Origin of the sequence: Kineococcus deserti, from assembly GCF_050871945.1 — a bacterium.
GTDB lineage: Bacteria > Actinomycetota > Actinomycetes > Actinomycetales > Kineococcaceae > Kineococcus.
This window is the reverse complement of record NZ_JBJLSI010000005.1, coordinates 169624-189502: the sequence shown is the minus strand read 5'-3', so window position 1 is coordinate 189502 and position 19879 is coordinate 169624. Positions and strand designations below refer to the sequence as shown.

General features: G+C 74.5%; 20 protein-coding genes. 9 read left to right on the top strand and 11 right to left on the bottom strand.

All coding sequences use genetic code 11. The annotated features are described in order from the left end of the window. Nucleotides 1–20: 20 nt before the first annotated feature. The gene (locus ACRYR2_RS06390; RefSeq protein ID WP_432561993.1) at nt 21–485 is read left to right on the top strand and encodes a hypothetical protein; all 465 of its coding nucleotides are present in this window, start codon (nt 21–23) and stop codon (nt 483–485) included. On the opposite strand, the gene ACRYR2_RS06385 is transcribed toward ACRYR2_RS06390, so the two are convergent. Then, nucleotides 407–2467, bottom strand: coding sequence for a SpoIIE family protein phosphatase (locus ACRYR2_RS06385; protein ID WP_432561992.1), 2061 nt, complete (start codon nt 2465–2467; stop codon nt 407–409). The genes ACRYR2_RS06390 and ACRYR2_RS06385 overlap by 79 nt on opposite strands. A gap of 20 nt (nt 2468–2487) precedes the next feature. Next, the gene (gene soxR / locus ACRYR2_RS06380; RefSeq protein ID WP_432561991.1) at nt 2488–2982 is read right to left on the bottom strand and encodes a redox-sensitive transcriptional activator SoxR; all 495 of its coding nucleotides are present in this window, start codon (nt 2980–2982) and stop codon (nt 2488–2490) included. A gap of 110 nt (nt 2983–3092) precedes the next feature. Here soxR and ACRYR2_RS06375 point away from each other — a divergent pair, with 110 nt between their 5' ends. Further along, the gene (locus ACRYR2_RS06375) at nt 3093–4139 is read left to right on the top strand and encodes an LLM class flavin-dependent oxidoreductase (RefSeq protein ID WP_432561990.1); all 1047 of its coding nucleotides are present in this window, start codon (nt 3093–3095) and stop codon (nt 4137–4139) included. A 186-nt stretch (nt 4140–4325) separates the two neighbouring features. Here ACRYR2_RS06375 and ACRYR2_RS06370 read toward each other — a convergent pair whose 3' ends face one another. From ACRYR2_RS06370 to ACRYR2_RS06355, 4 genes are read right to left on the bottom strand one after another with little or no spacing between them, the layout of a single operon-like run. Beyond that, on the bottom strand, nt 4326–4646 hold the full coding sequence (locus tag ACRYR2_RS06370; protein WP_432561989.1) for a DUF3618 domain-containing protein: 321 nt from the start codon (nt 4644–4646) through the stop codon (nt 4326–4328). Next, entirely contained in the window at nt 4643–5113 is a 471-nt protein-coding gene (locus ACRYR2_RS06365; protein ID WP_432561988.1) for a phage holin family protein, read from the bottom strand. Before ACRYR2_RS06365 ends, ACRYR2_RS06370 begins: the two co-directional genes overlap by 4 nt. Nucleotides 5114–5168: 55 nt before the next feature. Continuing rightward, nucleotides 5169–6803, bottom strand: coding sequence for an L-glutamate gamma-semialdehyde dehydrogenase (pruA, locus tag ACRYR2_RS06360; protein ID WP_432561987.1), 1635 nt, complete (start codon nt 6801–6803; stop codon nt 5169–5171). A 15-nt stretch (nt 6804–6818) separates the two neighbouring features. Further along, a complete protein-coding gene (locus ACRYR2_RS06355) occupies nt 6819–7736 on the bottom strand; it encodes a proline dehydrogenase family protein (RefSeq protein WP_432561986.1) in 918 nt (305 codons plus the stop codon). A 90-nt stretch (nt 7737–7826) separates the two neighbouring features. Between ACRYR2_RS06355 and ACRYR2_RS06350 the strand changes: the two genes are divergently transcribed. Both ACRYR2_RS06350 and ACRYR2_RS06345 read left to right on the top strand, forming a co-directional pair. Further along, a complete protein-coding gene (locus ACRYR2_RS06350; protein ID WP_432561985.1) occupies nt 7827–8960 on the top strand; it encodes a PucR family transcriptional regulator in 1134 nt (377 codons plus the stop codon). A 27-nt stretch (nt 8961–8987) separates the two neighbouring features. Further along, complete coding sequence (locus ACRYR2_RS06345) at nt 8988–9473, top strand: GNAT family N-acetyltransferase (RefSeq protein WP_432561984.1); 486 nt, start codon at nt 8988–8990, stop codon at nt 9471–9473. On the opposite strand, the gene ACRYR2_RS06340 is transcribed toward ACRYR2_RS06345, so the two are convergent. Together ACRYR2_RS06340 and ACRYR2_RS06335 are read right to left on the bottom strand one after the other, a co-directional pair. Then, nucleotides 9470–11479, bottom strand: a complete 2010-nt coding sequence (locus ACRYR2_RS06340; RefSeq protein ID WP_432561983.1) for a SpoIIE family protein phosphatase — start codon at nt 11477–11479, stop codon at nt 9470–9472. The two genes, ACRYR2_RS06345 and ACRYR2_RS06340, sit on opposite strands and share 4 nt — an antisense overlap. A gap of 38 nt (nt 11480–11517) precedes the next feature. Beyond that, nucleotides 11518–11982, bottom strand: coding sequence for a MarR family winged helix-turn-helix transcriptional regulator (locus tag ACRYR2_RS06335; RefSeq protein ID WP_432561982.1), 465 nt, complete (start codon nt 11980–11982; stop codon nt 11518–11520). A gap of 115 nt (nt 11983–12097) precedes the next feature. Here ACRYR2_RS06335 and ACRYR2_RS06330 point away from each other — a divergent pair, with 115 nt between their 5' ends. Beyond that, a complete protein-coding gene (locus tag ACRYR2_RS06330) occupies nt 12098–13888 on the top strand; it encodes an ABC transporter ATP-binding protein (protein WP_432562015.1) in 1791 nt (596 codons plus the stop codon). On the opposite strand, the gene ACRYR2_RS06325 is transcribed toward ACRYR2_RS06330, so the two are convergent. Together ACRYR2_RS06325 and ACRYR2_RS06320 are read right to left on the bottom strand one after the other, a co-directional pair. Further along, nucleotides 13885–15123, bottom strand: coding sequence for a sensor domain-containing diguanylate cyclase (locus tag ACRYR2_RS06325; RefSeq protein WP_432561981.1), 1239 nt, complete (start codon nt 15121–15123; stop codon nt 13885–13887). The two genes, ACRYR2_RS06330 and ACRYR2_RS06325, sit on opposite strands and share 4 nt — an antisense overlap. 90 nt (nt 15124–15213) lie before the next feature. Next, nucleotides 15214–15798 carry a TetR/AcrR family transcriptional regulator gene (locus tag ACRYR2_RS06320; RefSeq protein WP_432561980.1) on the bottom strand — a complete coding sequence of 195 codons (585 nt, stop codon included), beginning with the start codon at nt 15796–15798 and terminating at the stop codon, nt 15214–15216. Nucleotides 15799–15896: 98 nt separating this feature from the next. Between ACRYR2_RS06320 and ACRYR2_RS06315 the strand changes: the two genes are divergently transcribed. After that, nucleotides 15897–17429, top strand: coding sequence for an MFS transporter (locus ACRYR2_RS06315; RefSeq protein ID WP_432561979.1), 1533 nt, complete (start codon nt 15897–15899; stop codon nt 17427–17429). 27 nt (nt 17430–17456) lie between these two features. Beyond that, nucleotides 17457–17885 carry a ChaB family protein gene (locus ACRYR2_RS06310; protein ID WP_432561978.1) on the top strand — a complete coding sequence of 143 codons (429 nt, stop codon included), beginning with the start codon at nt 17457–17459 and terminating at the stop codon, nt 17883–17885. On the opposite strand, the gene ACRYR2_RS06305 is transcribed toward ACRYR2_RS06310, so the two are convergent. Continuing rightward, nucleotides 17882–18472, bottom strand: a complete 591-nt coding sequence (locus tag ACRYR2_RS06305; protein ID WP_432561977.1) for a hypothetical protein — start codon at nt 18470–18472, stop codon at nt 17882–17884. The two genes, ACRYR2_RS06310 and ACRYR2_RS06305, sit on opposite strands and share 4 nt — an antisense overlap. Nucleotides 18473–18489: 17 nt before the next feature. On the opposite strand from ACRYR2_RS06305, the gene ACRYR2_RS06300 reads away from it, so the two are divergent. Beyond that, a complete protein-coding gene (locus ACRYR2_RS06300; RefSeq protein ID WP_432561976.1) occupies nt 18490–19128 on the top strand; it encodes a VOC family protein in 639 nt (212 codons plus the stop codon). A gap of 95 nt (nt 19129–19223) precedes the next feature. Further along, entirely contained in the window at nt 19224–19874 is a 651-nt protein-coding gene (locus tag ACRYR2_RS06295; protein ID WP_432561975.1) for a PilZ domain-containing protein, read from the top strand. Nucleotides 19875–19879 lie beyond the last annotated feature (5 nt).

The following is a 19879-nucleotide window of genomic DNA, read 5'->3' as shown; positions in this document are numbered from 1 at the left end:
GGAGAAGTACCGTCGGTCCCGTGGACCGACGCACCGCCTGGATCGTCTACCGCGCCTGGCGGAACCTGCCCGTCAGCGTTCTCGCGCTGGCCTGGGCCCGGGCGCACGGCGCCACCACCACCCTCGGCAGCGACCTCTTCGTCGAGTGCTCCGGCATGCCCCGCGGCAGTTTCGGCCGCGGTGGGACGACCGTCGGGAACGTCTGGCTGTACGGCGACCTGGGCGGTGCGGACCGGCGGCGGCACGAGGTCAAGCACGCCGACCAGTACGCGCTCCTGGGGACGGTGCCGTTCCTGGCCCTGTACGGCCTGAACGCGCTGGTGACCCGCAACCGCCCGCAGCACAACGTCTTCGAACGCTGGGCAGGGCTGGCGGACGGCGGCTACGCCCCGGGCCGGCGCAGGGGTCAGGAGGGGAAGGGAACCACGAGGCGGGGTTCTTCGCGCACCCGCACCGCCAGGACGGCGACGTCGTCCTCGGCGTGACCCTCGACCAGCTGCAGCACCTGGTCGCAGATGTCCCCCGGCGCCATCCCGGCGCCGCCGGCCGCCGTCCGCGCCAGCCACTCCAGCCCGTCGTCGATGGAGGCACCGCGGCGTTCGATCAGGCCGTCGGTGTACAGCAGGACCGTCGCCCCCGGCGGCAGCCCGTGGACGTGGTCGGCGCGCACGAAGTCCGCCTCCAGGCCCAGCAGCAGGTCGGGGGCCGTCCTCAGCAGTTCCACCGATCCGTCCGGGGAGATGACCAGCGGCGGCGGGTGCCCGGCGTTGGACCAGCGCAACCGCCACGTCGCCGAGCCCTCGAGCGGTTCGACGGTGGCCAGGACGCTGGTCGCCAGCGCCCCCACGCCCAGGTCCCGCATGGCCCGGTCGAGGGCCGCGAGCGCCGACGCCGGGGAGACCTCCAGGGAGTACCCGATGCCGCGCAGCAGGTTGCGCACCTGGCCCATCGCGGCGGCGGCGTCCTGGTCGTGGCCGGTGACGTCACCGATGACCAGGCAGGCGGTGCCCGAGGCGGTGAGGAAGGCGTCGTGCCAGTCGCCGCCGACCTGGGCGTGCTCGGCGGCGGGGAGGTAGCGGACCGCGATCTCGAGGTGCTCCGGCTGCGGGGCGGAGGTCAGCAGGCTGCGCTGCAGGGTCTCGGCGAGGCTGCGCACGGCCGCCGCGGACTGCCGTTCGGCGCGCAGGGCGCGCACCTGCTGCACGGCCTGCGTCGTGGAGGCGGCCAGCGCGGTGAGCAGGTCGGCGTCCTCGGAGCTGATCTCCCGGCGGGTGCGCCAGGACAGGCCGATGGCGCCGACGACGCGGTCGGCCGAGCGCAACGGCCAGGCCGCGGTGGTGCGGTCGTCCCCGTCGACGACGGGAGTTCCGGTCAGGGCGCCGGCCAGGGCGCCCGCCGCGGGGTCGGCGGGGTCGCCGAGGATCTGCAGGCTGCGGTCCTCGAGGAGACCGAGCACGATGCCGTCGGCCGACAGCAGGGCCGCCGCTCCGCGACCCAGGACCTGCAGGACGGCCGACTCCTCGTCGGCGTCGGACAGGGCCTGCGCGACGGCGACCAGGCCGGCCAGGCGCTGGGCCTGCCACTGCTGCAGGTCGGCGCGGCGGCGTTCGGCCTCGTAGGAGGCGGCGGCCGACAGCGCGTCGCCGACGGTGGCGGCGACGAGGCGCAGGAAGTCGCGGTAGTCGGCGTCGACGCCGATCACGGTGCTCAGCCGGGCGGCCAGGACACCGGGGGACACCCCGCCGAGGGCGGCGGGGATGAGCACCCACGCCAGCGGGCCGCCGTCGGCGTCCTCCCGGACCAGGACCTGACGCGGCCGCAGCACCGTCGGCGGCGGTGGCAGGCGCACCGGGCCGCCGGGCAGTTGCAGGTCGACCTCCGGCAGGTCGAACACGGCCGTGCTCAGCACGTCCAGCGCCTTGCGGGCGAGCTCGTCGGGGGCCTGCAGCTCGGTGGCGAGGTCCCCCAGCCGCGACAGCAGTTCCAGCCGGCGGTGGTCCTGGACCTGGCGCGTCGTCTCGGTGGCGATGTCCATGATCCCGACGATGCGGCCCTCGTCGTCGCGCAGCGGGGAGTAGGAGAAGGTGTAGAAGCCCTCCTCGGGGAAGCCCCGGCGGTCGAGCAGCAGGGGCATGTCGACCGACCAGGTGGCCTCGCCGGTGAGCGCGGCCTCGAACAGGGGCCCGATCTCGCTCCAGGCCTCGGGGAAGACCTCGCGGACGGGCCGGCCCAGTGCGTCCGGGTGCTTGCCCTCGATCATGTCGGCGTAGGCCTGGTTGTAGACCATCCCCAGTTCCGGTCCCCAGCAGATCAGGACCGCGAAGCGGGTCTCGAGGGCGAACTCGAGGGCCCGGCGCAGGGACCGCGGCCAGCGCGCCGGCTCCCCCAGCGGGGTGGCGGCCCAGTCGACGGCCTCGTAGGCGGCACGGAGCTCCGCGGCGACACCGAACGGGAGACTCGCGACCACGGTCGAAATCTATCCGTGATCTACGGCGACGGCGCGTCGTCGCCGTTCAGCCCCCCGTGTCCGGCGTTGCGCAGCCACCGCGATCCGCTGCCCTCGCCGGCCGCGGTGTCGTGCGGGTTGAACAGCGTGCAGCGGCTGAGGGACAGGCAGCCGCAGCCGATGCAGCCGTCCAGCGACGTGCGCAGGGCCTGCAGCTCGCGGATCCGGGCGTCGAGCAGCCGTTGCCAGACCTCCCCGACGCGGGCCCACTCCCGGGCCGAGGGGGCGCGGTCGGCGGGCAACGTCCGCAGCGCCTCCCCGATGTCGGCCAGGGACAGCCCGACGCGCTGACCGGCGGCGATGACGGCCAGCCGGCGCAGCACGTGGCGGGGGAAGCGGCGCCGGCCACCGCCGTCGCGGACGGGGGTGAGCAGGCCGCGCTCCTCGTAGTAGCGCAGCGCGGGCACGGACAGCCCGGCGCGTGCGGCCACGGTGCCGATGCTCAGCAGGTCGTCCCGAGCGCTCACGAGGGACATCCTGACGTCCGGTCCGCTGCGGCTGTGGCCGGATGCGCCGGGAACCGGGTACGCTCGTCCCGTATCGTTGAGGATTCAAGCACTTGTCGGCGGAGCAGCAGGGGGCAGTCGTGGAGATCGGCATCAGCGCGTTCGCGGAGACGACGCCGGACCCGGAGACCCGGCAGACGATCCCGCACGCGCAGCGGCTGCGCGAGGTCGTCGAGGAGATCGAGCTCGCCGACCAGGTCGGGCTCGACGTCTACGGTCTGGGCGAGCACCACCGCCCGGACTACGCCGCGTCCGCCCCGGCCGTCGTGCTGGCCGCCGCGGCCACCCGGACCTCGCGGATCCGGCTGTCCAGCGCCGTGACGGTGCTCAGCTCCGACGATCCGGTCCGCGTGTTCCAGCAGTTCGCCACGCTCGACGGCCTGTCCGGCGGACGCGCCGAGATCATGGCCGGCCGCGGCTCGTTCATCGAGTCGTTCCCGCTGTTCGGCTACGACCTGGACGCCTACGACGAGCTGTTCGCCGAGAAGCTGGACCTGCTGCTGCAGATCCGCTCCTCGGTCGACTCGGTCACCTGGGGCGGCGGCAAGCACCGCGCGCCGATCGCCGGCCTCGGCGTCTACCCGCGGCCCGTGCAGGACCCGCTGCCGGTGTGGATCGCCGTCGGCGGCAACCCGCAGTCGGTCGTGCGGGCCGGCACCCTCGGGCTGCCGCTGGCCCTGGCCATCATCGGCGGGATGCCCGAGCAGTTCGCGCCGCTGGTGCAGCTGTACCGCGAGGCCGGCCGCCGTGCCGGGCACGACGAGTCGGTCCTGAAGGTGGCGACGCACTCGCACGGGTTCGTGGCCCCCACGACCCGGCAGGCCACCGACGTGCACTTCCGGCCCTACCAGGCCGTCATGAACGGGCTGGGCCACGAGCGCGGCTGGGGCTACTTCTCGCACACCAGCTACGAGGCGGCCCGCAGCCGCCGCGGGGCGCTGCTGGTGGGCTCGCCGGAGGAGGTGGCCGAGAAGATCCTCTTCCAGCACCAGCACCTGGGCCTGGACCGCTTCATGCTGCACCTGTCGGCCGGCACGATGCCGCACGCCGACGTGCTGAAGGCCGTCGAGCTGCTGGGCACCGAGGTGGCGCCGCTGGTGCGCAAGGAGTTGTCCCCAACTGCGTGATGACGGAAGTGCCTGACCCGCAACGGTTCCCGTGGTGATCAAGCACTTCTGTCCACAGGCTGTCCACACCGTCCACAGGCGGGCTGTGGATCAGTCCCCGGGCCAGGACCTCGTGAGCTCCGCGCACGACGACGGCCGAGGGCGCCAGCGGGCCGGCCGGTGGACCATCCCGGCGACGACAGGCGCTCAGCGCTTGCGGACGACGAGCCAGATCGCCAGCGCCGTCGCGACCACCACGACGCCGACGAGGACGCCGGTCTGCTGCGTGGGGCTGCCCGGCGCGCTCGCGCTGACGTCGTGGACCTTGGCGTTGGCCTGGTTCCGCACGTCCTCGACCTTGTGCTGCGCCGTGGCCTTGAGGTCCTCGACCCTGGCCTGGGCCTGGCCCTTGACGTCGGCCTTGGCGGCCAGGGCGTCCGCGGTCGCGGCGAGGTTGTCGCGCGTGCGCTGGATGTCCCGCTCGAGCGCGTCGCGGTCGGTGGGGGTTCCGTTCGTCGGGGTGCTCATCGGTGGAATCCCTCCTTGACGGCCTGGACGTCCTGCTTGATGCCGTCGACGGCGGCCTGCGGCACCGGCGGGGTGGCCTGCTGGACCTCCTTCTTGCCGATCAGACCCAGCACGGCGGCGATCGCGAACAGCACGACCGCGACGATGAGCGCGGCCAGCCAGCCGCTGACGGCGTGCGACAGCGCCAGGATCGCGGTCGTCACCAGCGCGCCGACGCCGAAGAAGGCCATCAGCCCCGCGCCGGTGAACATGCCCAGGCCGATGCCGGCCTTCTTGCCCTTCTCCGTGAGGTCGATCTTGGCCAGCTGGACCTCGTCGCGGACCAGGCGGGACATCTGCTCGGTCAGCTGGCTCACCAGCTGGCCGACGCTCTCGTCGGTGCGCTTCGGGCCCGGGGAGGCGACGGGCCCGGGCCCGTGCTGCACGCTCAGGTCGTCGGTCCGCGTGGACCCCGTCGGATGGCTCATGACTCCGGTCTACCCTCGTCCGGCCGGACCGACACCTCGGAACGTCCAGAACGCGTCAGCGCATGTGCGGGTACAGGTGGCTGGTGGGCGGCACGAACGTCTCCTTGACCGCCCGCGGGCTGGTCCAGCGCTGCAGGTTCAGGATCGAGCCGGCCTTGTCGTTGGTGCCCGAGGCGCGCGACCCGCCGAAGGGTTGCTGCCCCACGACGGCACCCGTCGGCTTGTCGTTGACGTAGAAGTTCCCCGCCGCGAACCGCAGCGCCGCCGACGCCTCGGCCACGGCCGCGCGGTCGGTCGCCACGACGGACCCGGTCAGGCCGTAGGGCGACCCCTCGTCCACCGCACGCAGGACCTCGGCCCACGCGCCGGGTTTCGCGTCGTCGTAGACGTGCACGGCCAGGAAGGGCCCGAAGTACTCGGTGCAGAACGCGTCGTCGGTCGGGTCCTGGCCCAGGACCACGGTCGGGCGGACGAAGAAGCCCTCGGAGTCGTCGTAGGTCCCACCGGCCGCGACGGTGAGGCCGTCGGTCGCCTTCGCGCGGTCGATCGCCGCGACGTTCTTCGCGTAGCTGCGGGCGTCGATGACGGCGCCGCCGAAGTTCGACAGGTCGGACACGTCGCCGTACGTCAGGGAGTCGACGGTGCCGAGGAACTCCTCGCCCACGACGTTCCACACCGACCTCGGCACGAACGCGCGGGAGGCCGCGGAGCACTTCTGGCCCTGGTACTCGAACGCGCCGAGGGTCAGCGCGGTGGCCAGGACCCGCGGGTCGGCGCTCGGGTGCGCGAGCACGAAGTCCTTGCCGCCGGTCTCGCCGACCAGCCGCGGATAGGTGCGGTAGTTCGCGATGTTCTCACCCACGGTCCGCCACAGGTGCTGGAACGTCGCGGTGGACCCGGTGAAGTGGATGCCGGCCAGGTGCGGGTCGGCCAGCAGGACCTCGGAGACCTCCTTCCCGTCACCGGTCAGCAGGTTGATCACTCCCGGTGGCAACCCGGCCGCCTCGAGCAGCTTCAGCGTCCACCACGCCGAGAGCGTCTGCGTCGGAGCGGGTTTCCACACGACGGTGTTCCCCATCAGCGCCGGAGCCGTCGGCAGGTTCCCGGCGATGGCGGTGAAGTTGAACGGAGTGACGGCGTAGACGAAACCCTCGAGCGGGCGGTGGTCGAGGCGGTTCCACACGCCCGGGCTCGACACGGGCTGCTCGGCGAGGATCCGCCGGCCGAACGCGACGTTCCAGCGCCAGAAGTCGACCAGTTCGCACGGCGCGTCGATCTCGGCCTGCTGCGCGGTCTTCGACTGCCCCAGCATCGTCGCGGCGGCGATCTTCTCCCGCCACGGACCGGCCAGCAGGTCGGCTGCGCGCAGGAACACCGCGGCGCGGTCGTCGTAGTCCATGGCGGCCCACGCCGGGCGGGCTGCGAGGGCCGCGTCGGCGGCGGCGCGGGCCTGGTCGCGGGTGGCGGTGCCGAAGGTTCCCAGGACGCTGGAGTGCTGGTGCGGCTGGACGACGTCGACCTTCTGTCCCCCGCCGAAGACGGGTTGCCCCGCGATGGTCTGGGTGAGTTCGACGGGGTTCGCGACGTGGTCGGCGAGGGCGTCGAGCAGCATCTTGCGCTCGGGAGTTCCCGGGGCGTAGGTGTGGACGGGTTCGTTCCGCGGGGCGGGGACGTCGGTCACGGATTGCACGTCGTTTCCTTCCGGTCAGCCGGCGACGAGGGAACGGGCGAAGAAGGCGAGGTTCGCGGGCCGTTCGGCCAGGCGCCGGGAGAAGTAGCCGTACCAGTCGGTGCCGTAGGGCACGTAGACCCGCATCGCGTGGTGCTTCGCGAGGCGCTGCTGCTCGGGCGAGCGGATGCCGTAGAGCATCTGGAACTCCGCCGAACCCGCCGGCCCGGCGGCCAGCAGTTCCTCGGCGAGCTTCACGATGCGCAGGTCGTGGGTGGCGACCATGGCGTGCGCGCCGCCGTCGAGCAGGGTCCGCAGCGCCCGGACGTAGGCCTTGTCGACGTCGGCCTTGGCGGGGTGGGCGACCTCGGGCGGTTCGTTGTAGGCGCCCTTGACCAGGCGGACGCGCGACCCGGGGCGGGCCAGGTCGCGGACGTCGCCCTCGGTGCGGCGCAACATCGACTGCAGGACGCAGCCGGTGCGGGGGAAGTCCGCGCGCAGGGTGCGGACGGTCTCCAGGGTGTCCTCGACGCGGGTGTGGTCCTCCATGTCGACCGTGACGTCGACACCGCGGGAGTACGCGTGCCCGACGAGCGCGTGCGCGCGGTCGGTGGCCCGCGCCGGGCCGTCCGGCCCCAGGCCCTGCCCGAGGGCGGAGAGCTTGATCGAGACCTCGTTGCCCTCGGCCAGTCCCTCGGCCGCGAGGCGCTCGACGAGGTCGCGGTAGCCGGCCACGGTCTCGTCGGCCTGGTCGGGGGCGGTGACGTCCTCCCCGAGCCGGTCGAGGGTGACGGCGATGCCGTCGCGGGCCAGGTCGCGCGTGGCGGCGGTCGCGGCGGCGACGTCGTCACCGGCGACGAAGCGCGCGACGACGGGGCGGCTGACGCTGCTGCCGGTGACGAGCCGGCGGACGCCGCCGTTGCCGGCGACACCGAGGAGGAGTTGTCCGAACACACCCCGACGCTAGGCCCCCGTACGTCCGGGAGGCCACTGACGATGGTCACACGTCGGGGCCCGGCCATCATCCAGGTGGATGATGGGCCGGTGAACCCCGCCGACCAGCTGCAGGACCTCGTCGACACCGTCGCCGAGCTCACGGGGGCACCGGCGACGCTGGAGGACCGCGACCTGCTGCTCGTGGCCTCCTCCGGCCACGACGACGACATCGCGGAGATCGACGAGGTGCGGCGCCGCTCGATCCTGCGCCGGCGGTCCGACCCCGTCGTCCAGCAGCTGTTCGCCGGGTTCGGCATCGCCCGTGCGACCGGACCGCTGCGCATCCCCGGCGACCCCGCGACCGGCCGGCTGGCGCGGTGGTGCCTGCCGGTGCGCTGGCGCGGTGTGACCTACGGGTACCTGTGGCTGCTCGACCCGCACGAGCGGGTGCGACCCGAGCACCTCGACCGCGTCCACGACGCCCTCGACCTCGTCGCCGCCCACCTGGCCACCCGCGCCCGCGCGGCCGACCGGACGACGTGGGCGGTCGGCGAGCTGCTGTCCACCGACGCCGGCTCCCGCGCCCGCGCCGTCGAGGAACTGCGGCGCGACGGTCTGCTGACCCCGACGGTGACCGTGGTCGCCCTGGGCCCCGTCGACGGCGGGCCGACCGGGGTCGTCAACGGCTGGCTGCTGCCGCGGGCGGTGCTGTCGGCGGTCGTCGGGCACCGGGCCGCGCTCGTCGTCCCGGCGCCGTTGCGCGGTCTCGACGTCGCCGAGCGGGCCGCGGCCGCGCTGGTGCCGCAGCACCCCGCGGGCATCGCGGCGGGGGTGTCGGGAACCGTGCCCGCCGGCGCCGCGCACACGGGCTGGCAGCAGGCCGACGCGGCACTGCGCTCCGGCGGGCCGGGGGTGCGCGAGTGGGAACGGCTGGGAGCGCTGCGGCTGCACGCCCTCGCCGACGCCCCGGCGCTGGCCGGTGCCGTCGTGGACGAACGGGCGCGCAGGGTGCTGGCCGATCCTGAGCTGGCGCTGACGGCGCGCACGTACCTGGACCTGGCCGGCAGCGCCCAGCGCACGGCCGCGGCGCTGTCGATCCACCGGCAGACGCTGTACCACCGGCTGCGCCGGGTGTCGGCGGTCAGCGGGTACGACCTCGACGACGGCCGCGACCGGCTGGCGCTGCACCTGGCGCTGCTGCTCGGGTCCCCGGCGGCCGTGCCTGATCACGGGAGTGCTTGATCACGGGAGAGGGCTAGCGTTCGGCCCGTGGGCGCGGTGGAGTTCCGGGACCTGCGGGCCGACGACCTGCCCGCGCTGGGGTGGGCGGGGTCGCCGACGCACCTGCGGTCCGTGGCCGCCGAGCTGGAGCGGGCCGCCCGCGGGGAGGTCGACTACCTGGCCGGTGTCGTGACCGACGGCGGGGACGGGCTCGTGCGGGCGGTCGGGGCCGTGGACCACCGGGCGACGCCGGGGCGCGGCGCGCTGTTCCAGCTGGTCGTCCACCCGGACCACCGGTCGCAGGGTCTGGGCACCGCGCTCGTGGGGGCGCTGGAGCAGCGGGTGCGGAACCGGGGGAACCGCGAGGCGTACCTCGAGGTCGAGGTGGACAACCCGCGGGCGCTGGCGCTGTACGAACGGCTCGGCTACCGGCGCGGTGGGGTCCGGACGAGTTCGTGGACGGCCGAGCGAGCCGACGGCACCACCTACCTGCACCGCACGCGCTGTCGCGTCCTGACGCGCGGCCTGGACTAGGCGATCCGGACGGCGACGAGCGCGACGTCGTCCTCGGGGTGCTCGGGCAGCAGGTCGTCGAGGAGGGCGTCGCACAGCTCCTCCAGTCCCAGGTCGGCGTGCCGGGCGACAGCCTCGAGCAACCGGGCGGTGCCGACGTCCAGGCTCTGGTCGCGGCGCTCGACGAGGCCGTCGGTGTGCAGCAGGACGGTGTCGCCGGAGCGCAGCAGCAGTTCACCGTCGTGGCGCTGCGTCGTGGCGTCGACGCCCAGCAGCAGGTCCGGGCCCTCGCGCCCGTCGGCCCCACGCTCGGCCACGACGAGCGGCACCACGATCCCGCCCTCGCGCAGCATCACCGGGCTGGGGTGACCGGCGCTGGAGAACTCCAGGAACACGCCGTCGGGCTGGGGCTCCAGCCGGCCCACCAGGGCCGTGGCCATCGCCGGCAGGCCGAGACCGACGATCGCCGCGTCCAGCCGGGCCAGCAGCCCGGCCGGCCCGTCGGGGGCGGCGAAGGAGACACCGCGCAGGAGGTTGCGCAGCTGGCCCATGGCCGCGGCCGCGCCGATGTCGTGCCCCACGACGTCGCCGATGACGAGCATCGTCGAGCCGTCGGGCTGGTGGAACGCGTCGTACCAGTCGCCGCCGACCTGGGCCGCCTGCGCGGCCGGCCGGTAGCGCACGGCGGTCTGCCAGTGCGGCGACTGCGCGGGCGGGGTCAGCAGGTCGCGCTGCAGCCCCTCGGCGATCTTCTGCTGCTGGCCGTAGAGCCGGGCGTTGTCGAGGGCGAGCGCCGCGCGTTCGGCCACCCCGGACACGGTCGCCAGGTCCTCGGCGTCGAACCGCCGGCGGCCGCGGTCGCGGGCCAGCGTGACCAGGCCGACGGTGCGCGAGCGGGCCCGCATGGGCAGCACGACGGCGAACTCGGGGTCCAGGTCCCGGACCATGTCCGCGGCGGCCCCGGGGCCGAGCACCTCGGCGAAGGCCTGGGCGGCCGGTTCGGGCAGCACGACGGGCCCGCCGCTGCGGATCGCCTGCTTCATGTAGGAGGACCCGCCGGGGTGGCGGCCCAGGATCGTGCGCATGCGGGTCGCGGCGTAGGTGCCCAGCAGCTCCTGGCGGGCGGGGTCGGCGTGCTGCCAGCCGACGTCGCGCAGGGTCCCGTGCTCGTCGACGACGGTGACCAGGCACCAGTCCCCCAGTGCCGGCACGAGGATGCCGGACAGGCGGGCGACCGCCGTCTCCCCGTCGAGGGTCCCCGCCAGGTGCTCGCCGGCGCGGGCCAGGACCTGCACCCGGGTGGTGGCGCGGGCGGCGGCCTCCTCCGCGGCCCGGCGCGCGGCCGTGGGCAGCAGCAGGACGCTGGTGCCCTCGCCGTCGGGCCAGGCCCGCAGTTCGCACCACAGGCCCAGCGGGTCGGGGTGCTCCAGTTCGACCGTCGCGGCCCGGCCGGTGCGCCCGACGTCGGCGAGCACGCCCTCGACGGGCGAGCCGGCGGCGAACACCTCGCCCCAGCGGCGGCCGAGCAGCTCGGCGCGCGACCGCCCGGACAGCCGCTCGGCCTCGGCGTTGAGGTCGCGCAGGCTGCCGTCGGGGTCCAGGGCGTAGTAGGCGGCGGGCAGGGACTCCAGCGCGCTGGACAGGTCCACCAGGTGCTCGCGCGTGGCGTCGTGGACCACCCCCAGCAGGCGCCGCGGGACGCCGTCGCGGGACAGCACCCGGCCGCGGATGCCGATCCAGCGCGGCTGCGCCCCCGCCGCCGCCCGGACGCGGAACTCCAGGCGGAAACCGCCCCCGCCGGCGATGGCGTCGGTCACGGCCGTGCGGAAGCGGACCAGGTCCTCGGCCGAGACGAGCTCGGCCAGCCGGCCCTGGAACCCGGTCGCGGAGGTGTCCGGCGGATGGCCGAACAACGCGTCGAGCCGGGCGTCGGAGGTGAACGTGCCGTCGAGGAGGTCGTACTCGAAGGTGGCGAGCCCGGCCGCCTCCAGGGCCAGGTCGAGCCGCGCGCGAGGAGTGTCGGGCACGGTCCTCCTCCCCCCGGCAGTTGCGCTGAGTGACGACTCTAGTGGCCCCCGCGCGTGGGCCACGGCCGGTCGTGCGGTTCGCCCAGCGCCTCCTCGACGCGGTGCAGCAGGTCCAGCAGCCGGCGGCGGTCGGCGGTGTCCAGGACGGCGAAGGCGTCGGCGGCGCTCTGCCGCGACCGGCGGGCGAGCTCGTCCAGCACGGCGCGGCCGGCGGGGGTCAGCACGAGCTGGAGCGAGCGCCGGTTCGTCGGGTCGGGGGTGCGGCGCAGCAGCTGCGCCTGCTCGAGGGGGTCGACGAGGTCGGTCAGGGACCGGGGGGCGATGTGCAGGCGCTCGGCGACCTCGCCCATCCGGGGCGCGCTCTCGCAGCGGCCGACGACGCGCAGCACCCGGCCCTGGGCGGGGGTGATGCCGAGGTCGTCGACGTCGCCGTGGCTGCGCCGGCGCAACCGCCACTGCAGCGAGCGCAGCGTCTCGAAGAGCTCACCGTCCAGGTCGTCCACGCTGGCAGCCTAGCTGATCCTGAGGTAACCTCAATGTGAGGTGACCACACGATCTTCGGAGGTGCGCTTGCGCGGCGACCCCAACCGCGACCCCTTCCGCCCCGGCAGGGGCGACCTGGACCACGCTCCCGCCCGGGAGGCGGAGCTCTCCCGTGTCCTGCGGCTGTTCCGGCCGCACGTGCGGACCCTCGCCGTGGTGGGTCTGCTCATCGTCGCCTCGGCGCTCGCCGGGGTGGCCTCCCCCTTCCTCATCCGCGAGGTCGTCGACACCGCCCTGCCGGACGGCGACCTGCGCCTGCTGGCGTGGCTGGCGGCCGGGCTCGTCGGGATCGTCGCGGTCAGCACCGCGCTCGACGTCGTCCAGGGCCTGCTGACCACCCGCGTGGGGCAGTCCGTCATGCACGGCCTGCGCGTCTCGCTCTACCGGCACCTGCAGCGCATGTCGCTGGGGTTCTTCGCCCGGACCCGCACCGGGGAGGTGCAGTCCCGCATCGCCAACGACGTCGGCGCCATGCAGACCGTCGTCACCAGCACGGGCGCCGAGCTCGTGCAGAACCTCGCCACCGTCGTCGTCACGGTCGTGGCGATGCTCGCGCTGGACTGGCGGCTGGCGGTGTTCTCGTTCTGCGTGCTGCCGTTCTCCGTGTGGCTGAACCGCCGGGTCGGCCGGCTGCGGCGGCGCATCACGGCCCAGCGGCAGCGGCAGCTGGCCGAGATGTCGGCCACCGTGGAGGAGACCCTGTCGATCTCGGGGATCCTGCTGACCCGCACCACCGGCCGCACCCCCGAGGTCGTCGACCGCTTCACCGCCCAGTCCGACGACGTCGCGCGGCTGGAGGTGGGCTCGGAGATGGCCGGCCGCTGGCAGTGGTCGCTCATCACGCTGACGATGGCCGCCGTCCCGGCGCTGACGTACCTGCTGGGCGGCTGGATCCGGGGCACGGGCACGGCCCTGAGCATCGGCACCCTCGTCGCGCTGGTCACCCTGCAGGGGCAGCTGTTCCGGCCGCTGGGGGCGCTGCTGCGCATCGTCGTGCGGTTGCACGCCTCGATGGCGCTGTTCGCCCGGGTCTTCGAGTACCTCGACACCCCCGTCGAGGTCGCCGAGAAGCCCGGCGCCGTGGAACTGCCCGCCGTCCGCGGCCACGTGCAGTTCCGCGACGTGTCGTTCTCCTACCCCGGCGCGGACGAACCCACCCTGGCCGGCGTCGACCTGGACGTCCCCGCGGGCACCTCGCTGGCCGTCGTCGGCGCGACGGGGTCGGGCAAGACGACGCTGGGGTACCTGCTGGCCCGGTTGTACGACGTCGACTCCGGGGCGGTGCTCCTCGACGGCGTCGACGTGCGGGACGTCACGGCCCGGTCGCTGTCCGACGCCGTCGGCGTCGTCACCCAGGAGACGTTCCTGCTGCACGCCTCGGTGGCCGAGAACCTGCGGTTCGCCGAACCCGACGCCACCGACGAGGAGATCCGCCGGGCCGCGCGCATCGCGCAGATCGACGACGCGCTGAGCGCCCTGCCCCAGGGGTACGACACCGTCGTCGGCGAACGCGGGTACCGGTTCTCCGGCGGCGAGAAGCAGCGGATCGCGCTCGCGCGCACCGTGCTGCGCAACCCGCCCGTGCTGCTGCTGGACGAGGCCACCTCGGCGCTGGACACCCGCACCGAGCGGGCGATGGCCGGGGCGCTGGCCGAACTGTCCAGCGGCCGCACCACCATCACCATCGCCCACCGGCTCTCGACCGTCCGCGGCGCCGACCAGATCGTGGTCCTGGACCACGGCCGGATCGTCGAACGCGGAACCCACGACGACCTGCTGGCCGCCGGGGGCCGCTACGCCGAACTGGTGGCCGCGGACGAGGCGCGCGCCGAACTCGTCCAGCAGTCGGCGCCGGGTGCGCGCTAGGAGCGCTTGCCCTCGGTGAGGGCGTCCTCGGCGCGCCGCAGCACCGAGCGCACGCCCGTGTCGAACGGCGAGCGGCACTCCTGCGCCGTCGCCCGCACCACCGCGACGGTGACGCCGACGTCGGGGTCGGCGGCGCGTCGCCCCCGCGTGGGCAGCGGGCTCGGCGGGGTCCAGCCCCGCAGGAGCCGGGCGATGCGGTGCGCCTCCTGCTCGCCGGCGCCCGGCAGGACCACGGCGAACTCGTCGGCACCGAGGCGGCCGGCGGTGGCGCCCGGCGGCAGCGCCGAGCGCAGGTGCGCGGCGAAGGCGATGAGCACGGCGTCCCCGGTCGGCAGGCCGTAGGAGTCGTTGACGGCGCGGAAACCGTCGAGGTCGGCGGCCAGGACGCACACCGGTTCCTCGGTGTCGGCGGACGCCGTCAGCGCCGCGGCCAGCCGTTCCTGCAGCAGGCTGCGGGCCGCGACGCCGGTGAGGGCGTCGCGGTGGGTGGCCTTGGCCGCCTGCGCGGCGCGGTCGCGCAACGCACGCGTGGCCGCTCGCAGCGACTGCTCGAGCTCGCGGACGGGTCTGACGTCCCGGCTGACGAGGACGGCGCCCACGTAGCCGCCGCGCGCGTCGCGCAGCGCGGTGGCGGCGCTGTCGACGTGGACCGAGCGGCCGGCGTGGGTGGTCACCTCGACCTCGACACCGCCCCACACCTCACCCGCCTCGAGCGTGGCCCGCATGGCGGACAGGTAGCCCTCGGCGTCGTCGAACCGCGTGAGGCCACTGACGTGACGGCCGACCAGGTCGACGGCCCGGACGCCGTACATCGTCTCGGCGCCCCGGTTGAGCCAGAGCACGACCCCGTCCGCGTCGATCGTGACGATCGCGTCGCTGACGTGCTCGAGCAGGCCCTCCAGCAGTCGCCGGCCCACGACGGCGCTCTCCCCGGCCGCACCGGTCGGAGCCGTCCGCAGCGTGCAGTGCCGCACGCCAGCCTCGTCCCACGACACGACCGAGCCGCGCACCGGCCGGCCGGAGGCGCCGGGCAGCTCGACGGGACCCGCCGCCGGGACGGCGCCGAGGACCTCCGGCAGCCGTCGGCCCACCACGTCCGCGGACAGGCGGCCGAAGAGGTGCTCGGCGGCGCGGTTCCAGCCGACGAGCAGGCCGTCGGCGGCGACGGACCAGGTGGCCTCGGGGAAGCCGTCGAGCGACCGGACCGTCGCCGGCACCGACTGTTCCAGCGTCACCGCCCACCCCCTTCCCGGAGCGTCCTCGTGGACCTGCTCCAGGAGGTGTCGGCGTCGCGCCGGGGCCGCGCGAGAGGCCGATCGGGTGGCTCAGCCCGGTGCGGCGGTGCGGGAGCCGGGCCCCGAGCCGCCCACCAGCGCACGGACCTGGGCGAGGATCTCGTCCAGGTCGTTCACCGGGAAGCCCATCGACGCCGACCCCCACAACCCGTCGCCGATGAGCTGGACGATGCGGGCCAGCGACCGGTCCCCGCCGAGCTGGACCTCGATGAGACCGCGCCAGGAGTCGTTGACGGCCGCGTAGGCCGCCGCCGCCCGCGGATCGCCCTCCTGGGCCAGCCGCAGGGTGGCGATGAGGGAGGTCGACAGCAGGTCCAGGGCCGAGCCGGACGGCGCGAACGCCTCGGTCGCCGACGTCCGCACGTAGTACTCCGCGGGACCCTCCGGGGCCGTGCGCATCTGCTCGAGGTCCTCGGTGGCCAGGGCGTCCAGCCGCTGCAGCAGGCCCTCGACGAGCAGCTCCTTGGAGGCGAAGTGGTAGAGCAGCCCGCCCTTGGACACCCCGGCCCGGGCGGCGACGGCTTCCAGGGTCGCCGAGCGCGCGCCCGTGCTGACGACGAGGCCGGCGAAGGCGTCGACGAGGCGGTCACGCGTCGCGGCGGGGTCTCGGGTCACCGCGGAAGGCTAACCACTCGCCAACTGTACCGTCCGGACGGTACAGTTGTCGGGAGTCACTGCTGGGCCGTCCCGGGCCCTCGACGAGGAACGAGACCATGACGCTGTCCGCACAGCAGCCCGCCACCACCCGCCCGACCCGCCGCCAGTGGGCGGCCCTGGCCGTGCTCGTGCTGCCGGTCCTGCTGATCTCCATCGACATGACCGTGCTGAGCTTCGCGCTGCCGGCGATCAGCGAGGCCGTCTCCCCCACCGGGACCCAGCTGCTGTGGATCGTCGACGGCTACTCCCTGGCCATCGCCGGGCTGCTGGTGACCATGGGCACGCTGGGCGACCGGTACGGCGCGCGCAAGCTGCTGCTCCTCGGCGCGGCCGGGTTCGGCGTCGTGTCCTTCCTCGCCGCCTTCGCCGACTCGGCGACGGCCCTCATCGCCGCGCGGGTGGCCCTCGGCGTCTTCGGCGCGACCCTCATGCCGTCGACGTTGTCGTTGCTGCGCAGCACCTTCACCGACCGCGAGCAGCGCCGGACGGCGTTCGCGGTGTGGGCCGGCGGGTTCGCCGCCGGGGGCGCGCTCGGGCCGATCGTCGGTGGGTGGCTGCTCGAGCACTTCCGGTGGGGTTCGGTCTTCCTGCTCAACGTGCCGTTCATGGTGGCGCTGCTGGTGCTGGCCCCGGTCGTGGTGCGCGAGCACCGCTCCGCCGAACCGCAGGGCAAGCTCGACCTGGTCAGCGTCGCGGTCTCGATCCTGGCGCTGACGGGACTGGTCTACGGCATCAAGGCCCTCGCCGAGCACGGCGTCGCGACCACCGCCGTCGCCGTCTTCGCCGCCGGCGTGGTGCTCGGGGTCGTGTTCGTCCGGCGGCAGCTGCAGTTGGCGCACCCGCTGCTCGACGTCGACCTGTTCCGGCTGCCGGTGTTCCGCTCCTCGGTGCTGGCCAACCTCATGAGCATCTGCGGGATGACGGGGATGCTGTTCGCCGTCTCGCAGTACCTGCAGCTGGTCCTGGGCCTGCGCCCGCTGACGGCCGGGCTGCTCCTGCTGCCCGGGGCCGTGGTGACCTTCGGCGCGGGCCTGCTCGCCGCACGGCTGGCCCGCACCGTCCGCCTCGGCGTGCTCATCCCGACCGGTCTGCTGCTGGGGACCGCGGGGTACACCGTCATGGCCTTCCTGGGCTCGGGCGAGGCCGACGGGGCCGCGCTGCAGCTCGCGATCGCCTTCGTCGTGCTGTCGATGGGCGCCGGGCTGGCCGAGACCCTGACGAACGACGCCATCCTGTCGGCCGCCCCCGCGCACCGCGCCGGCGCCGCGTCGGCCATCTCCGAGACGGCCTACGAGGTCGGGGCGGTGCTCGGCACGACGGTGCTGGGCAGCGTCCTCAACGCCGTCTACCGCCACCAGGTCCAGGTGCCCGCCGGCGCCGAGGCCGCCCGCGAGACGCTGGGGGCCGCCGTCGAGGTCTCGGCGGCGCGACCCGACGGGCAGGAACTGCTCGCCTCGGCGCGCGAGGCCTTCACCCGCGGGCTGGACGCCACCGCCGTCGCCGGGATGCTGCTGACCGCGGTCGCGGCGCTCGTGGTGTGGCGCTCGCTGCGGGGTTCCCGGGATGTGGCACCGGCCGGACGGGCCTAGCGTCGAGGGCGTCGAGAGGAGCGCCCGATGCCCAAGACCACCAAGTCCGGCAAGCCGATCGAGGACGAGCTGCCCAGCACGTTGCAGCGGTCGGACCAGAAGGCCAAGGAGACGTTCGCCAAGGCCCACGACTCCGCCGCCGAGACCTACGACGGCGACGAGCAGCGCGCCAACCGCGTCGCCTGGGGAGCGGTCAAGCACACCCACGAGAAGGTGGGCGACCACTGGCAGCCCAAGGAGGGCGGCCGGAAGGGCCCGTCGGACCCGCAGTCCGAGGGCGGCGCCGACACCGACCGCCGCTCCTCCGGCGGCGTCGACGAGCACGCCACCAAGGAGCACCTGATGGAGATCGCCCGGGACCTCGACGTCCACGGGCGGTCGTCGATGACCAAGGCCGAGCTCGTCGAGGCCATCCGCAAGGCCAACGACCGCAGGACCGCGAAGGCGCGGGACTAACGCTCCAGCAGCGGCCGGGCGCAGCGGCGGTGCGCGGCCTCGACGTCCTCCAGCTGGACCTGGGCGCGGTCGGCCAGGCTCCGCACCCCGCTCGTCCACTCGCCGTGGCCCTGGGCGGCTTCGCGCGCGACGAGCTCGCCCAGGAGCCGGGCGGCCACGGCCCGCCGGTGCAGGCCGCCGAGGACGTCCTCCAGCACGAGCAACGCCTCCACGACCGCCTCCCGGTTCGGGTGGGCCGCGGGCAGGGCCCCGGCGACGCGGTCCACCACGGGCAGCCGGTGCAGCAGCGGGGTGACCCGGCTGGCGTACGCCGACAGCCAGCTGACGCCGACGACGGCCCAGTCGGTGTTCGCGCCCAGCCGGCGCATCGCCGCCCGCAGCGCGGCCCGGTCCGCGGCGACCTCCCGCCGCACGCGCAGCAGCGTCGTCCGCTCGGCGACCAGCACCTCCAGGCTCGCAGCCCGGCGCAGCTGCTCACCCAGGCCCGTCGCGGCGGCGAGCTGCTCGTTGAGGTAGGCGCGGACCACCGGATCGGCGGTGGAGCCCTGCCGACGACGTCCGGAGATCAGAGCGGGGACGGACAACACAGGAGGACGCTAACCCGATGGAGTTCCTGCGCGCGCTCCCAGTCCTGCCGGTGCACGACCTGGACGCCGAGACGGCGTTCTACGAGAGGCTGACGTTCCACGTGCAACACCGCGACGACGACTTCGTCGCCCTCGAACGGGACCGGGCGCTCTTCGGCCTGCGCCGGGTGGACGCGGACGTGACCGTGCCGCCGCCGGGTCTGTCCTGGCAGTTCGAGGTGGACGACGTGCCCGGGGTGCTGGCCGCCGCCCTGGCCGCCGGGGTGGTCGTGCACGAGGAACCGCAGCGGCAGCCCTCCGGGGACTGGACCCTGCGCCTGCAGACCCCGGCCGGCTACGAGCTCGTCGTCGAGGGCCCTGCCTCCTCCCCGGCCCGGCCGGACCTGCGGGCCCTGGCCCTCACCCTGCCGGAGGTCGTCGAACTGCAGGAGGAGGGGTGGCTGGAGTACCGGCGGGTGGGCGGTCCGTGGATCGCCCGGATCTCGGCCACCGGGGTCGAGGTGCGCACCGGGGGCGTCACCGCGGTCGACCTGGCGCGGTCGACCAGCGACCACCTGGAGGAGTTGCTGCGGGCGGCGTGGAGGAGAACCCTCCGCCACCACCGGACGTGGGGCCCCTGCGCACCGAGTGACGGATGTGACTGCGCGTGGTCGTGAGGACCGCACGACCTGCACCGTTCGCCTGGAGACGCCCCAAGATGTGACGTAGCGTGTTCAGGCGATCACACAATTGCACGTACAGGGGGAAACTGATGGACGGCGCGCAGGGCGGCCTGCTCATGACCGAAGGTCCCGCGGTCGACACCACGGTGACGCTCATGCCCACCACGAACGGCCACGGCACGGCCTGGCACACCGGGACCGTGCGGTCCTGGACGGCCGGCGCGGCCGGACTCGTGGTGACCAGCCACGTCGCGGCCACCCCCCAGGTCGTCGAGGAGCTCGACGGGCAGCGCGTGTGGGTCAGCACCGACGCCGGTGACGGCGACGAGGTCACCCCGCACGCCGTCTTCCAGGCCGTCGCCCAGGCCCACCGCGACGACGAACTGGCCCTCACGGGGGTCATGCTGCTGGCCTCGGAGACCCGCCGCGCCGCCGTCCGCGTCCCCGGCTCCCTGCCGGTGCACCTCACGACTCCCGAGGGCGTCGCCGACCTGCGCACCGTCGACTACTCCCGCGACGGCATGCGCGTCGAAGGCGCCACCGACGTGCCCGAGCACGCCGACGTCGAGATCGCCCTCGAGCTCGGGGACGGCCTGGAGGTCCACGCCCGCGGCGAGGTCCTGCGCATCGACGAGGCCTCCGGCGAGGCCGTCGTCCGGTTCGTCGAACTCGAGGAGGACGCGGCCGTCGCGCTCGAGCGCAGCGTGCTCACCGAGCTGGCGCGGCAGTCGCGGGACTGACCGGC